The 14,328-nt window shown below is 65.7% G+C and carries 15 protein-coding genes; 6 read left to right on the forward strand and 9 right to left on the reverse strand.

Going from position 1 to position 14,328, the window contains the following annotated elements; all coding sequences use genetic code 11:
- The 6 genes from puhC (at position 1) to ACP7AS_RS04460 (ending at position 4,781) form a co-directional block, all read left to right on the forward strand.
- Positions 1-465 carry a photosynthetic complex assembly protein PuhC gene (puhC, locus tag ACP7AS_RS04435; RefSeq protein WP_426027654.1) on the forward strand — a complete coding sequence of 155 codons (465 nt, stop codon included), beginning with the start codon at positions 1-3 and terminating at the stop codon, positions 463-465.
- Positions 462-746: a hypothetical protein gene (locus ACP7AS_RS04440; RefSeq protein WP_426027655.1), complete on the forward strand. Its 285-nt coding sequence runs from the start codon at positions 462-464 to the stop codon at positions 744-746. Before puhC ends, ACP7AS_RS04440 begins: the two co-directional genes overlap by 4 nt.
- A complete protein-coding gene (acsF, locus tag ACP7AS_RS04445) occupies positions 743-1,864 on the forward strand; it encodes a magnesium-protoporphyrin IX monomethyl ester (oxidative) cyclase (protein WP_426027656.1) in 1,122 nt (373 codons plus the stop codon). The genes ACP7AS_RS04440 and acsF overlap by 4 nt, the downstream gene beginning before the upstream one ends.
- A gap of 2 nt (positions 1,865-1,866) precedes the next feature.
- Positions 1,867-2,670 (forward strand): putative photosynthetic complex assembly protein PuhE, encoded by an 804-nt coding sequence (gene puhE, locus ACP7AS_RS04450; RefSeq protein ID WP_426028136.1) that lies wholly within the window; start codon positions 1,867-1,869, stop codon positions 2,668-2,670.
- Between the two features lie 25 nt (positions 2,671-2,695).
- A complete protein-coding gene (hemA, locus tag ACP7AS_RS04455; RefSeq protein ID WP_426027657.1) occupies positions 2,696-3,916 on the forward strand; it encodes a 5-aminolevulinate synthase in 1,221 nt (406 codons plus the stop codon).
- Between the two features lie 73 nt (positions 3,917-3,989).
- A complete protein-coding gene (locus ACP7AS_RS04460) occupies positions 3,990-4,781 on the forward strand; it encodes a DUF2189 domain-containing protein (RefSeq protein ID WP_426027658.1) in 792 nt (263 codons plus the stop codon).
- 39 nt (positions 4,782-4,820) lie between these two features.
- Here the strand turns inward: ACP7AS_RS04460 and ACP7AS_RS04465 are convergent, their stop codons facing one another.
- From ACP7AS_RS04465 to ACP7AS_RS04505, 9 genes are all read right to left on the reverse strand, one after another.
- A complete protein-coding gene (locus tag ACP7AS_RS04465; RefSeq protein WP_426027659.1) occupies positions 4,821-6,263 on the reverse strand; it encodes an aldehyde dehydrogenase family protein in 1,443 nt (480 codons plus the stop codon).
- Positions 6,264-6,481: 218 nt separating this feature from the next.
- Positions 6,482-6,745 (reverse strand): SemiSWEET family sugar transporter, encoded by a 264-nt coding sequence (locus ACP7AS_RS04470; protein ID WP_426027660.1) that lies wholly within the window; start codon positions 6,743-6,745, stop codon positions 6,482-6,484.
- Positions 6,742-7,086, reverse strand: a complete 345-nt coding sequence (locus ACP7AS_RS04475; RefSeq protein ID WP_426027661.1) for a low affinity iron permease family protein — start codon at positions 7,084-7,086, stop codon at positions 6,742-6,744. Before ACP7AS_RS04475 ends, ACP7AS_RS04470 begins: the two co-directional genes overlap by 4 nt.
- A gap of 378 nt (positions 7,087-7,464) precedes the next feature.
- Entirely contained in the window at positions 7,465-7,920 is a 456-nt protein-coding gene (locus ACP7AS_RS04480; protein ID WP_426027662.1) for a hypothetical protein, read from the reverse strand.
- A gap of 219 nt (positions 7,921-8,139) precedes the next feature.
- Positions 8,140-8,604 carry a low affinity iron permease family protein gene (locus ACP7AS_RS04485; protein ID WP_426027663.1) on the reverse strand — a complete coding sequence of 155 codons (465 nt, stop codon included), beginning with the start codon at positions 8,602-8,604 and terminating at the stop codon, positions 8,140-8,142.
- 4 nt (positions 8,605-8,608) lie between these two features.
- On the reverse strand, positions 8,609-8,857 hold the full coding sequence (locus ACP7AS_RS04490; RefSeq protein WP_426027664.1) for a low affinity iron permease family protein: 249 nt from the start codon (positions 8,855-8,857) through the stop codon (positions 8,609-8,611).
- Between the two features lie 34 nt (positions 8,858-8,891).
- Complete coding sequence (locus ACP7AS_RS04495) at positions 8,892-10,529, reverse strand: amidase (RefSeq protein WP_426027665.1); 1,638 nt, start codon at positions 10,527-10,529, stop codon at positions 8,892-8,894.
- A gap of 19 nt (positions 10,530-10,548) precedes the next feature.
- Positions 10,549-11,955, reverse strand: coding sequence for an amidase (locus ACP7AS_RS04500; protein ID WP_426027666.1), 1,407 nt, complete (start codon positions 11,953-11,955; stop codon positions 10,549-10,551).
- A gap of 35 nt (positions 11,956-11,990) precedes the next feature.
- The gene (locus tag ACP7AS_RS04505) at positions 11,991-14,249 is read right to left on the reverse strand and encodes a S9 family peptidase (protein WP_426027667.1); all 2,259 of its coding nucleotides are present in this window, start codon (positions 14,247-14,249) and stop codon (positions 11,991-11,993) included.
- Positions 14,250-14,328: the final 79 nt, after the last annotated feature.

A 14,328-nucleotide genomic window follows, 5' to 3' on the forward strand; every position in this document is an offset into this window, starting at 1 on the left:
ATGTCTGCCCTCGACGACAAGCCCTTTCCCAGGACGCCTTTGATAGCGGCCATTCTGCTCGTGGTGGCCTCACTGGTCGTGGTGGGCGGATCGCGGGCCGGACTTCTGGGTTCACCGGCCAACCGGGCCTCGGCAGAGACCGCCGTCACCGCGACGGCGACCGCCGACCTGCGCTTCGAGGACCAGGTCGACGGCGGGGTGATCGTGACCGCGGTCGGCGGCCGCACCCAGGTGATCCCGCCGGCGACCGGCGGGTTTGTGCGGGGCGTCGTGCGCGGCATGGTCCGCGACAGGAAGTCCCGCGGCATAGGCCAGGAGCCGGTCTTTCGCCTGACTGAATGGTCCGATGGCCGGCTGACCCTCGAGGACACCGCGACCCGCCGGTCGTTCAATCTGAACGCCTTCGGACCTGACAATCGGCAGGCCTTCGAGACCATGCTGCAAGATGCCCGGGGGACCACGTGAGCCGAACCGTCAATACGGCCTGCACGATCGAGGTCGAGCATTCCGACGAGAGCCTGCACGCTCACGTCGCCCTGGACGGCGATCCCGTCATCCGGCCAGGCGACCAGGTTCGGGTCCATGGCGATCCGATCCACGTCGCCTTCGGCCAGCGCCAAACCTTCCGCCGGCTGGCCACCATCCGCCGGGCCAATATGCTTGAACGGGTCTGGACGCGCTTGACCGCCCGGTTCGAGCTGTCTGAACTCTATGAAGTCAGTTTCACGACCAGGAGAAGCCTGTGACCGCCGTCGCTTTCGAGGATATGGACGAAACGCCAGGCCTGACCGCGTTGCGCCGCGATGCCGCCCGAATGGCGAACCGTTCGGCGGCGACGACAGCCATGGCCCAGGAGGACACGGTCCTCTCACCGCGGTTCTACACGACCGATTTCGAAGCGATGGACCGCATCGACGTCAGCCTTGTCCGGACCGAGTGGGACGCGCTGATGGAGGAGATGGCGGCCGACTACAACAAGTCGCACTTCAAGCGCACCGCCGAGTTTGAGGGGGTCATCGAGGCCCTGCCCGAGGACCTGCGCAAGGAATTCGTGGACTTCCTGGTCAGTTCCCTGACCTCGGAATTCTCCGGCTGTGTGCTCTATGCCGAGATCGCCAAGCGGGTGAAGAATCCGGACATCAAGGCCCTGTTCAAATACATGAGCCGGGACGAGGCGAGACATGCCGGCTTCATCAACGACACCCTGAAGGATGCCAGCATCGGCGTCGATCTCAGCTTCCTGACCAAGGTCAAGAAATACACCTTCTTCAAGCCGAAATTCATCTTCTACGCCGTCTATCTGTCCGAGAAGATCGGCTACGCGCGCTACATCGCGATTTTCCGGCACCTCGAGAACCACCCAGACCGGCGCTTCCACCCGATCTTCAAATGGTTCGAGAAGTGGTGCAACGACGAGTTTCGCCACGGCGAGGCCTTCGCCCTTCTGATGCGGACGGACCCGAAGCTGCTGACCGGCGGCAATGTCTGGTGGATCCGCTTCTTCCTGCTGTCCGTGTACGCGACCATGTATGTGCGCGACCACACCCGGCCGGCCTTCCACAAGGCGCTGGGCGTCGACATCACGACCTATGACCACGAGGTCTTCCGCATCACCTCGGAGATCAGCAAACAGGTCTATCCGATCGTGCTGAAGAGCGACGATCCGCGGTTCCGCCGCGGATTGGAGACCCTGCGTCTGACGGCCGAAGCCATGGGCGAGGCCAAGGCGCGCGGCGGCGTCTTCAGCGGCCTGAAGCGTGCCGGTCTGGCCGCGAAGGTCGCGATCACCCTGATCAGCCTGTATTTCCTGCCGGTTGAACGGAACGTTCCTCCGGCCAACCCCCGCCTGGCGCCGGCCTGGTGACCATGGCCCAGTTTGGCGCGCCACTGCTGCTTGCCCTTATCCTCTGGTGGGTCAGCACAGGCGCGATCCTGTGGCTGGTGCGTCGTCCGCGCGAGAGTTTTCGCCTGAGCCTTCTGGTCTATTCAGCGGTGGCGGGTGCCACCCTCGCGGGCCTGACAGTGGCCGCCCGGGACACCGGCATGTCCGGTGCCTATGGCGGATTTTTCTGTGCCCTGGTGATCTGGGGCTGGCATGAGATGGGCTTCCTGATGGGCGTCGTCACCGGACCCCGGCGCGCCGCCTGCCCGCCCGATGCCCGGGGCTGGGCGCGCTTCCGCGCCGCCGCCGCGACGCTGATCCATCACGAGATCGCGCTCATGCTGACGGCGGTGGTCATCGTCGTCCTGACCTGGGACGCGCCCAATCAGACGGGCACGCTGACCTTCCTGTTGCTGCTGGGCATGCGACTGAGCACCAAGTTCAACATCTTCCTCGGCGTCGCCAATCCGCCGAACACCTTCCTGCCCGAGCCCATCGCCTATCTGCACAGCTATTTCCGCCGTCGGCGGTTCAACGCCCTGTTCCCGCTTTCGCTGGCCCTGTCTGTCGGCGTGACCTGGCTCCTGGCCCGCTCGGCACTGGATGCCGAGGCCTCCGCAGGCGACGCCGTCGGCTATGCCCTCCTGTTCGGCCTGGCCGCGCTCGGGGTTCTGGAACACGCGTTTCTGATGACGCCGTCGCCCGATCGCGCCCTTTGGGGCTGGGCGCTGGGGCCTGCCCGCAAGACCAAGACCAGTCTCGCCCTCGTCGGCGAGACTGAACAATGACGACACGACACTGGGGGAGTACGTGATGGACTACGAAGCTTTCTTCGACGATCAGCTGCAGGTGTTGCGCAACGAGGGGCGCTACCGCGTGTTCGCCGATCTTGAGCGGAAGGCCGGGGCCTTTCCCAAAGCCAAACGCTATTCCGATGACGGCGTCGGCGAGGTCACCGTCTGGTGTTCCAACGACTATCTCGGCATGGGCCAGAGCCAGCCGGTGCTGGCTGCCATGCACGCGGCGCTGGACGAGTGCGGAGCGGGTGCGGGCGGGACCCGCAATATTTCAGGCACCAACCACCACCACGTCCTTCTGGAGCGTGAACTGGCCGACCTTCACGGCAAGCAGGCCGCGCTCCTGTTCACCAGCGGCTATGTTTCCAACTGGGCCGCGCTGGGCACCCTGTGCGCACGCCTTCCCGGCTGCGCGGTCCTGTCCGACGCCGGCAACCATGCCTCGATGATCGAAGGCATCCGCCACAGCCGGGCAGAATGCCATGTCTTCCGTCACAACGACCCCGAGGACCTCGACCGCCACCTGTCCCGGATCGATCCGGACCGGCCCAAGCTGGTGGCGTTCGAGAGCGTCTATTCGATGGACGGCGACATCTCGCCCATCGCCGAACTCTGCGACGTGGCCGACAGGCACGGGGCCATGACCTATCTGGACGAGGTCCATGCGGTCGGCCTCTATGGTCCGCGCGGCGGCGGTATCGCCGAGCGCGAGGGTCTGATGGACCGGCTGACGGTCATCGAAGGCACACTGGGCAAGGCCTACGGCGTCATGGGCGGCTATATCGCGGCCTCCGAGGCCCTGTGCGACTATGTCCGCAGCTTCGCCTCGGGCTTCATCTTCACCACCGCCCTGCCGCCGGCGGTTGCGGCCGGTGCCTGCGCCAGCGTGCGTCACCTGAAGGCCAGCCAGATCGAGCGCGCGAGCCATCAGGAGCGTGTGGCCAGGGTCCGTGGCCGCCTGAACGCCATGGGCATCCCGGTCATGGACAATCCCAGCCACATCATCCCGGTGATGGTCGGGGATCCGCACAAGTGCAAGATGATCTCCGACTGGCTGATGGACAATCACGGCATCTACGTCCAGCCGATCAACTATCCGACCGTGCCCAAGGGAACGGAACGGCTGCGGATCACGCCCTCTCCGGTGCATTCCGACGCCGACATCGACCGCCTGGTCGAAGCGCTGTCGGAAATCTGGTCCCACTGCGCCCTGACCCGGACCGCGGTCGCCGCCTGATACGGATGATCCCGGGGCACGACGCCCCGAACGAAATCTGATACGATCAGCCGCGCGTATCGGAGGCCGATCCATGACTACGCCTGACGCAACGATCACAACCTCGTCCATCGCGCCGCACGGCATCCGGCGCATCAGCCAGCGTGATCTCAACTGGGCCTTGGCCGAGGGTTGGCGAGACTTCGCGGCGATGCGCGGCGAAATCCTCTTTCTCGCCCTGCTCTATCCGCTGTTGGGCGTCCTGGCGGCAGCAACGGCCGCGGATGCGCGGCTCCTGCCCCTGTTCTTTCCGCTGGTGGCTGGCCTCTCCGTCATGGGGCCGGCCGTGGCCTCAGGCTTCTATGAGATGGCGCGCCGTCGCGACGCCGGGCTGAGCGCGAACTGGCAGCATTTCCTTGATCCCCTGAAGGGACGCAGTCGGGGTGGCCTGATGGTCCTGACCCTGGTCTTGCTGGTGCTCTTCGGTGCCTGGCTGGCAGCGGCCTGGCTCATCTATGCCGGGACGATCGGTGTGCATGGCCCGATGGACGCCGCCGAGTTTTTCCGCCGCCTGTTCACGACGTCCGACGGCTGGACCCTGATCGCATTGGGCAATCTCGCCGGGTTCGGTTTTGCCGTCGCCACGCTCGTGTTCAGCGTCGTCTCCTTCCCCATGGTCGTGGACCGGCCGATAGGGGCCGGCACGGCGACCCAGACCTCGATCCGGGCAGCCCGGACCAACCCGGTCACCGTCGCCACCTGGGGGGCCATGGTCGCCGGCCTGCTGGTGCTCGGCAGTCTGCCGGCCTTCATCGGTCTCGCGGTCGTGCTGCCCTGGCTCGGCTACTCGACCTGGCACCTCTACACCCGCATGGTCGAACGCTGAGCCCACTCACGGAACGGACCCGGCGCTGGACCCGTCTCGTCACGACCAGCTGTAGGCGGTCTTGGTCTGGGTGAAGAACTCGGCCGCCGCGAAGCCCTGCTCGCGCGCGCCATAGCTGGACGATTTTGAACCGCCGAACGGCACGTGATAGTCAACGCCCGCCGTCGGCAGATTGACCATCACCATGCCGGCCCGCGCCCGGCGCTGAAAGTCCCGGGCGTGCTTCAGCGAGCCGGTGACGATTCCGGCGGACAGCCCGAATTCCACGCCGTTTGCGACCGCGAGAGCGTCTTCATAGCTCCGGACCCGAAGGATCGAGGCAACGGGCCCGAAGACCTCCTCATTGTTGATACGCATGCCCGCATCCGTGTCGGCGATCAGCGTCGGCTGGACGTACCAGCCCGGCTTTTCCAGCGTCAGCCGTTCGCCGCCCGTGACCACCCGCCCGCCTTCCGCGCGCGCGATCTCAATATAGCGGTATGAGGTCTCCATCTGATCCTCGGACACCGCGGGCCCCATCTGGGTTTCGGGATCCAGCGCGTCGCCGACCCGCAGCGCCGCAACGCGCTCGGCCAGGGCGGCGACGAACCGGTCGTGGATTCCGTCCTGAACGATCAGCCGGCTGGAGGCTGTGCAGCGCTGTCCCGTAGCGAAGAACGATCCATCCAGCGCGATCTGCACCGCCCGGTCGAGGTCACAGTCATCCAGCACGATCAGCGGATTCTTGCCGCCCATCTCCAGTTGGACGCGGGCCTGGCGCTTCATCGCGCCCGCCGCCACGCCCGCGCCGACGCCTTGCGAGCCGGTGAAACTGAGACCGTCCACGTCCGGATGATCGACGATCGCCTGCCCCACCCGGCCTCGCCCGATAACCAGGTTGAGCACCCCCCTCGGCAGACCGGCTTCATGCAGGATGGCAACCAGCGCCTCGGCTGTCGCCGGGGTGCGTCCGGCCGGTTTCATCACCACTGTATTGCCGAAAGCCAGAGCCGGTGCCGCCTTCCACGCCGGAATGGCAATGGGGAAATTCCACGGCGTGATCAGGCCGTAGACGCCGACCGCCTGGCGATAGGTCTGGATCTCCACACCCGGCCTGACCGACGCCAGGTTCTGGCCATGCAGCCGCAGCGCCTCGCCGGCGAAATACTTCAGGATCCGGCCGGCACGAACCGTCTCGCCGATCCCCTCGGCCAGGGTCTTGCCCTCCTCGCGCGACAGCAGCCGGCCCAGCGCCTCGCGCCGCTCCATGACCAGGGTCCCTGCGCGGTCCAGAATGTCCGATCGTACCTCGGGAGACGCTTCCGACCAGGCCGGAAAGGCCGCTTTCGCAGCCGCGACCGCAGCGTTGACCTCGGCCTCGCCGCCGTCCGGCGTGCGCGCCACAACCTCACGCGTGTCCGAAGGGTTGAGGCTTTCGGACGGGCGATCCGCAGCGACCTTTTCGCCGTCGATCCAGTGCGACAGGTCCAGTGTCTCGGTCATCGTCATCCTCTTCCTCAAAGCGTGCTCTCGTCTTAGCGGAAGGCGTCAGGTCCTGAACAGGACCGCATCCCGCACAAACCTGCCCGGCCAACTGGCCAATTTCACTGGCATCGACAGCGACTGTATGCCGCCCGAGTGCCCCGAGACCCGCGTGGACACCGCTGCGTGCTCACCCGACGAGGCGGCGGATCAGATCCTGGCGCGGGTTCGGACACGCCTCACCGGCTGAACCGCCATTTCATCGCCAGCACGCCCGAAGCCATAACCAGGGCGAAGGCGTTGGACACCACGATCGGCCAGGCCGTCGTCAGCACGCCATAGGCCGTCCACAGCACGAAACAGGCGACCGTCATGGAATAGGTCTTGAGCGACACGGAAGAGGCGTCGCGCTCCTTCCAGATCTTGATCATCTGCGGTGCGAAACTGATGATCGAACACAGGGCGGCGGCCGTGCCGACAACGTTTGCGGCGAGATCGGTCATGCGGGCGTTTTGCCCGAGCCCGCCTTGCCCCTGACCGCGGGTTTGGGAGCCTTGTAAGCGGCGGCCTTGCCCCGCGCCGAGCGGTCCTCCGCCCGGGTCGCAACAACGGGCATCGCACGCGGGCCTTGCCCATGCACCCGTGCCGCCCGGCCCTCGACCTCGGCCAGAATCTTGTCGAGGTCCTTTTCCGTCATATGCTCGATCCCGATGAACCGTTCGTCCGCAGCCCGGACCGCATGCAGCAGTTCGTCGAGCTTGGCCTGCATCGCCGCGCCGTCGCGGTTCTGGGTGTTCTGGATCAGGAAGCGAGTTGTGATTTTCGATCTGTAGAAAAAAACCATCGTTCTCACTTTTTCGACGTGAACGCCTGCATCGAACCCCGCACAGCTCGCAGAGTTGCAGCATCGTCATCTCATCTTTCATCGCCTCGCATGGCGGACCACAGGGGCATGTCGAACATATCTGGAACGCCCGTTGACGCGCCAGCAACCGGTGACAACTGACGTATTGGACATGACCTGCGTTCGCCGGCCGAATTGACATCGCGCACCTCGCGCGGAAAGATAGCAGCGTCAGCCGACCGATTTTGCAGTCCAGCCGACTGACGCTACCACGATTGCCGATGCCCTTGTGGAAGGGGCTCCGGACTCTAGCCTGTAGGGTACTGCCCCCTCTCAGTGTGAGTTTGGACCCCACACCAGCGCTTGCTCAGACCAGTCTCAGTTGGCTTCCTCCACTGGGAGGACAGCCATGTTTTTTGCCCAGCCGCGCGGAGTCGATAGGAACCTCGCGTCCTTGCTGAGTGCATTGCTCAAGTAGTTTTGCTTCTGGGTCGAAGGCTCAAGGATGGTCTGATCGATGTAGTCCATCAGTTCCTTGGTGTGCATCGACCGCCCCACCCGGGTCAGGACTTCCAAGACTGCGTTTCCGATCAGGAACCGCTTGCTGTCGGGGGAAGGCACCTTCGGCTCATACATCTTCACCGCTTTTGGCGGCATGGGTATGTCGTCACGGATCGGGTACTTCACGCCCGCATATTTCTGAGCCTGTTCGATAAAGTCCTTCTGCTTGGCGATCCGCTGGTCAACGTCCTTCATTTTGACCGCGTAGCCCTCCCGCTCGACTTCCATCGAGTGCAGATCGGCTATCGCGTTGCGGATGATGTCATCGTTCATGACCCCTATCTACCGCGTTTCATATCCCAAGGGAAGTGGGCAGATTTGACGTATATGAGCGGCGCCGCTTCCAGTTATGTACAGAAGGATGCGGATGTTGCTGATACGTTCTCATATCCTCCACTTGCGTAATCGTTCGAATCGTGAATTGCGAAGCGGACTGCGTCGATGCCGGGATTGGACAGGTCAGAGCATGGCCTTGGCGATGCAGGCGGTAGATCAGATCTTGGCGGTCTTCCGACGAGGCGTCGCCTCAATCGCCGCTTTGGCTGCAATGGCCGCAACGCGATCACGCTTTCCAGCAAGCGGTTTAGCGGGCTTGCCCGCATGAACAGCTATCCCCCGCGCCTCCACCTCTTGCAGGATGGCGTCGAGTTCATGCTCGGTCAGATGCTCGATGCCAATGAACCGCTCGTCTGCCTGCTTCACGGCAAACACGAGTTCATCCAACTTGGCCTGCATGGCTGCGCCATCCCGGTTTTGCGTGTTCTGTATAAGAAAAACCATGAGGAACGTGACGATGGTCGTGCCCGTGTTGATCACGAGCTGCCACGTCTCACTGAACTTGAAGATGGGTCCGCTGACTGCCCATGTCAGTACGACTGCTAGGCAAGCGATGAAGGTCCAAGGCTTGCCAGCGATCTTCGCAGTTAGAGTGGCGAACCGAATGAACAGCCGTTCCATTGACCTAACCTGCTGTTCTTAAAGCACTAAATGGCGAGGCGGTTCTCGCTACGACCCTAACAGGTTGGAAGACCATCAGGAAGGTGATGATGGTTGTGCCGGTGTTGATGACCAGCTGCCACGTCTCGCTGAATTTGAAGATCGGCCCGGACGCGGCCCAGATCAGCACGATCAGGACGCACCCCAGAAAGGTCCACGGCTTCCCGGCGATCCTGGCCGTGGCGGTGGCGAAGGAGACGAACAGCTTTTCCATGGCTGCCTAACCATGTCGCCGGGTTTTCGTTGCGCTACGGGGCCGGGCGGTCGGCAGGAGCCACCAGCGGTGCCGTCTCCTCCATCTCTTCGATGGACCGGACGAAGGTCGGCGGTCGGATGGCCCGGGTCAGCTGCTCGAAAGCGTAACCGAGCGACAGGACCTTCGCGTCCTCCCACTTGCCGGCGATGAAGCTCATGCCGACCGGCAGACCCCGCACGAAGCCCATCGGCACGGTCAGGTGCGGATAGCCGGCGATGGCCGGCATGCTGGAGGCGGCACCGGCATATTGGTCGCCGTTGACCACATCCGTGGTCCAGGCGGGGCCGGTCGTCGGCGCGATCAGGGCGATGACATCATTGTCGCGCATCATCCGGTCGATCCCCTCGACGCCGGCCGCTCTCAGCGAGGTGGCACGCGCCGCGATATAGGCCGGATCGTCCAGTCCCTTCGTCTCTTCCGCCAGCAGGAACAGCTCCTGCCCGAACAGGGCCAGTTCGCGCGGCTCGGCGATGTTGAAGGCAATGACGTCGGCGAGGGTCCGCGTCTGGACCTGCCGCGGGTCGGTCGAGGCCAGATAGGCGTTGAGATCGACCTTTAGCTCGGTCAGCAGCACCACCAGTTCCGCCGCGTCCATGGCCGGATCGGGCCCCTGGGTGACGTCGACCAACACGACCCCGGCCTCGCGCAGCCGGATCAGATTCTCCTCGAACACCCGGTCCAGCCCCTTCGAATAGCCGGTCGCGAACCGCATGACGCCAATCCGGGCACCCCTCAGAGAGCCGGCGTCCAAGGCCGCGCGATAGTCCACCTTGCGGGCGTCGGCCTCGGCCGTCGCCGCATCGGCCGGGTCGGAGCCGGCGATAACGTTCAGCACGATGGCGGCGTCCTCAACCGTGCGGGTCATCGGCCCGGCGGTGTCCTGCGAATGGCTGATCGGCACGATATGGGTGCGCGAGACGAGGCCGACCGTGGGCTTGAAGCCGACGATGCCGTTGATCGCCGCCGGGCAGGTGATGGAGCCATCGGTCTCGGTGCCGATCGCCGCGGGGGTCAGCCCCGCCGCTACCGCCGCCCCACTGCCCGAGGACGAGCCACAGGCGTTGCGATCCAGCGCGTGCGGGTTGCGGGTCAGTCCCCCGACCGCGCTCCAGCCGCTGCTCGAGTTCGTCGAGCGGATATTGGCCCATTCCGACAGATTGGTCTTGCCGACGATCACCGCCCCGGCGGACCGCAGCCGCGCCACCAGCGGCGCATCCCGGCCGGGCGCATTGTTGAGCAGCGCCAGGGACCCCGCCGTCGTCGGCATGTCGGCGGTTTCGATATTGTCCTTGATCAGGATCGGCACGCCATCGAGCGGTGGCGGATTGTCCGACCGCACCATTCCATCAGCCGGGTTGGCGACCTCCGGAATAGCGGTGATGACGGCATTGATCCCGGCGTCGCCGACGCCTGAAGAGGCGATGAGCACAAGCGCCATCGAGGCGGGCGATTCCCCGGGCGGAACCCCGTCCCGCTTGCCGGCGGCGATGTCGCTGACCGAGGCGGGGACATAGCGTGCCTCCCCGCCGTTCGCGGCAGGAACGGTCCAGCTGCCGTCACCATTCGGCGTGGCGCAGGCGGCAAGACAGAGGGCCAGCGCCCCCGTCAGTCCGGTCAGTGTCAGACGCATCCCATCCCCCCTGGCGAAATCAGTCCCGGCCCAACGTCGGCGGCCGCCGTTCATGCGTCCGCTGCTCATAGGCGTAGCCCAGCGACAGAATCTTCGCGTCGTCCCATTTGCCGCCGATGAAGCTGATCCCCACCGGCATGCCACGGTCGAAGCCCATCGGCACGGTCAGGTGCGGATAGCCCGCCACCGCCGCCAGCGAACTGGACGAGCCCTGTGCGCGGTCGTCATCGGCCGGATCATTGGTCCAGGCGCGCGACGTCGTCGGCGCGATCAGTGCGGCGACGCGGTTGGTCGACATCATCCGGTCGATTCCCTCCGGTCCAGCCGCGCGGAACGACCGCGCCCGCGCCTCGATATAGGCCGGGTCCTCAAGACCCGTCGTGGCCTCGGCGCGGATGAACAGCTCCTGGCCGAACAGCACGGTCTCGCGCGGCTCTGCGGCGTTGAAGGCGATCAGATCGGCGAGGGTCCGGGTCGGGACCTGCCGCGGATCGGTCGAGGCGAGATAGGCGTTAATGTCCACCTTTAGCTCGGTCATCAGCACCTGGATACTGGCCCCGACGGCCTGCAGGTCGGGGGCCTCGGTGATCTCCACCAGCTCTGCCCCGGCGTCGCGCAGCGCCTGCAGGGCGCGCTCGAACTCCGCCTGGGTGTCCGGGGAATAGTTGCGGACCAGAAAGCGCATCACGCCGATCCGGGTCCCGCGCAGACTTTCAGCGTTCAGCGCCGCGCGATAGTCGACCTTGCGCGCATCGGCCTCGACGGTCGCGGGGTCCAGCGGGTCCGACCCGGCGATGACCGTCAGCACGATGGCGGCGTCCTCGACCGTGGTGGTGATCGGCCCGGCCGTGTCCTGCGAATGGGCGATCGGCACGATGTGGGTGCGCGACACCAGACCCACGGTCGGCTTGAACCCGACCACGCCATTGACCGAGGCCGGGCAGACGATGGAGCCGTTGGTCTCGGTGCCGATCGCAGCCGGGGCCAGACCCGCCGCGACGGCCGCCGCGCTTCCCGCCGACGAGCCGCACGGGGTGCGTTCGCCGTCATAGGGATTGCGCGTCTGGCCACCGACAGCGCTCCAGCCGCTGATCGAATTGGTCGAGCGGATGTTGGCCCATTCCGACAGATTGGCCTTGCCGAGGACGACGGCACCGGCGGCCCGGAGCCGGGCTACGAGCGGCGCATCCCGTCCGGGTGCGTTTGACGACAGCGCCAGCGATCCGGCCGTCGTCGGCATGTCCCGCGTCTCAATGTTGTCCTTGAGAAGAATCGGCAGGCCACGAATGCCGCGTCCATCCCAGCGCACGGCTTCGGCACCGTCCGCCCAGACAATGACGCTGTTCAAGGCGGCCTGCTGCGCCGTTACACTGGCTTCGCCCCAGGCGGGCCCCGCCGGAGCCGAAGCCGAAGCCGCCCCGGGCATCGAAGCGCAGGCACCGAGCGCAAGCGCCGCCGCGATCAATCCCGCGCGGCGGGCGCTCTTGTACCGATCGTACGATCCAGGAAGTCGAGATAGGTACGCCATTGCTGCAGCTGCCTTTCATTGCCCCGCACGCCGTGGCGCTGACCGGGATAGAGCATCAGTTCGAACGGGATGGACGAGGCCTGCAGCGCATCGATGACGCGCGTCGAGTTCTCGAGGATGACGTTGTCGTCGGCCATGCCGTGCATCAGCAACAGCCGCCCGGTCAGGTTCGGCAGGCGCGGGATGGCGTCCGAGGCAGCATAGCCGGCGGCGTTCGCTTCCGGCGTCGACATGAACCGCTCGGTATAGTGGGTGTCGTACAGGCTCCACTCGGTCGGCGGCGCGCCGGCGATGGCCGAGGTCAGGCCCATCTGCGGCTCGGTCAGGGCCATCAGGCTCATGAAGCCACCATAGGACCAGCCCATCATGGCGATCCGATCGTCGGAGACATAGGGCAGCGATCTCAGATAGTTCGCCGCCAGAACCTGATCCTCGATCTCAGGTTGCCCCATCTTCAGATGCAGCGCCTGTTTGAACGCCGCCGACCGGTCGCCCTCGCCGCGATTGTCGAGCCGGAAAACGATGTAACCGGCTTCGGTCAACAGTTGATTGGTTGACGACTGCCAGGACCGCCGCACCGCACCGGCGCCCGGCCCGCCATAGACCTGCATCACGACGGGGTACTGTTTCGACGGATCAAAGCCGGGCGGCGTCGTCATCTGCCAGACGAGGGTCTCGCCATGGCTTTCCAGCGTGCCGAAAGTCACTTCGCCGCGACGCGAGACGTAGGGATAGATCGGGTGATCGGCGTCCAGCCGGTTCTCCTCGATCCACCGCACGAAGGTTCCGTCGGCGCGATAGAGGCCCGACTGCGCCGGCGTGTTCAGGTCGGTGTAGTCGCCAACATAGGCCGTACCGGTACGGTTCATCGACGCGGCCCACCAGCCGCCTGCCGGCGTGATGGCCACCGGCGTCACGGTCCGGCGCAGGGAGGCGCGGAACATCTGACGCTCGATCGGCAGTTCGCGCCCGTCGCGCATGGAGGCGGTGAAGAAGACCTCGCCCGTCCGTTGGTTGACGCCGGTCAGGGCCTTCACCGGCCAGTCGCCCCGGGTGATCGCCCGCAGCCGGCGGCCCTCGCGGTTGTAGAGATACAGGTGCCGCCAGCCCGTCTCCTCCGACGACCAGATGAAATTGCCGTCGTCCAGCGCCCGGAAATCGTGGCTCAGTGACACCCAGGCGTCCGACCGCTGGGTGGAGATCACGCGCGACGCGCCCGTGGCCGGATCGACGCTCAGCAGGTCCAGCGTCTTCTGGTCGCGCGACTGGCGTTGGACATAGAGGGTGCGGCCGTCGGCCGACCAGTCGACGCGGGCCATATAGATGTCAGCGTTGGCACCCAGATCGACCTTGGTCCGCTGGCCGGTTTCCCGGTCATGGACATACAGTTCGACCACCGCATTGGGCCGGCCGGCGCGCGGATAACGCTGCTCGATCACCCGGGCCCCGCCGCCGGTGATGTCGAGCCGCGGGATGATGTCGACCGTGCTTTCGTCGGTGCGCTGCAGGGCGATGTAGCGTTCGTTCGGGCTCCACCAGTAGCCGGTGTCGCGGTCCATCTCTTCCTGGGCGATGAATTCGGCCGTGGCCCAGGTGATCAGGCCGTCGCCGTCGGTGGTCACCGCCGTCTCTCGGTTTCCGTTCAGGTCCAGAACGACCAGGTCCTGATCGCGCACGAAGGAGACGAAATTGCCCTTGGGCGAGACCTTGGCGTCGATCTCGTCGGCCGAGGTTTCGGTCAGGCGGCGCACCGCCCCGCCTTCACGCTCGGCCAGGAAGATGTCGCCTTCCAGCGGGGCGAGGATGTAGCGCCCCTGCTGGTCCCAGGAATATTCGACCACGCCGCGCTGGCTGATCCGCATCCGCTCGCGCCGCGCCTTCTCGGCCTCTGACAGTTCGCCCGCATCGGGAACCAGCGCGCGGGCGTCGATCAGCCGGAACGGCTCGCCCTCGCCGATCGGCGCGGCCCACAGATCCTGCACGTCCACATCGTCCTCGCGCGAGCGCAGGAAGGCCACCAGTTCGCCGTCCGGCGACAGACTGACGGACTTGGCCACCGGCCCGGCCAGCGACGGGTTGGCGAACACCCGCTCGGGCGTCAGGACCGCCGGGTCCGCCGTTTGCGCCATCACGGCAGTGAACGGCGACAACGCCGCGAGGAACAGGGTGGAGGCGAGAAGTTTGTTGCGCATGGGCGGAACGCTAGAGGGAGAATTGGTCGTCGTCATCCCCCAACCCGGGCGGAAGGCGCGGGTCACGGCGCCGGGACGG

Source organism: Brevundimonas sp. TWP2-3-4b2, from assembly GCF_049897345.1.
Taxonomy (GTDB): Bacteria; Pseudomonadota; Alphaproteobacteria; order Caulobacterales; family Caulobacteraceae; genus Brevundimonas.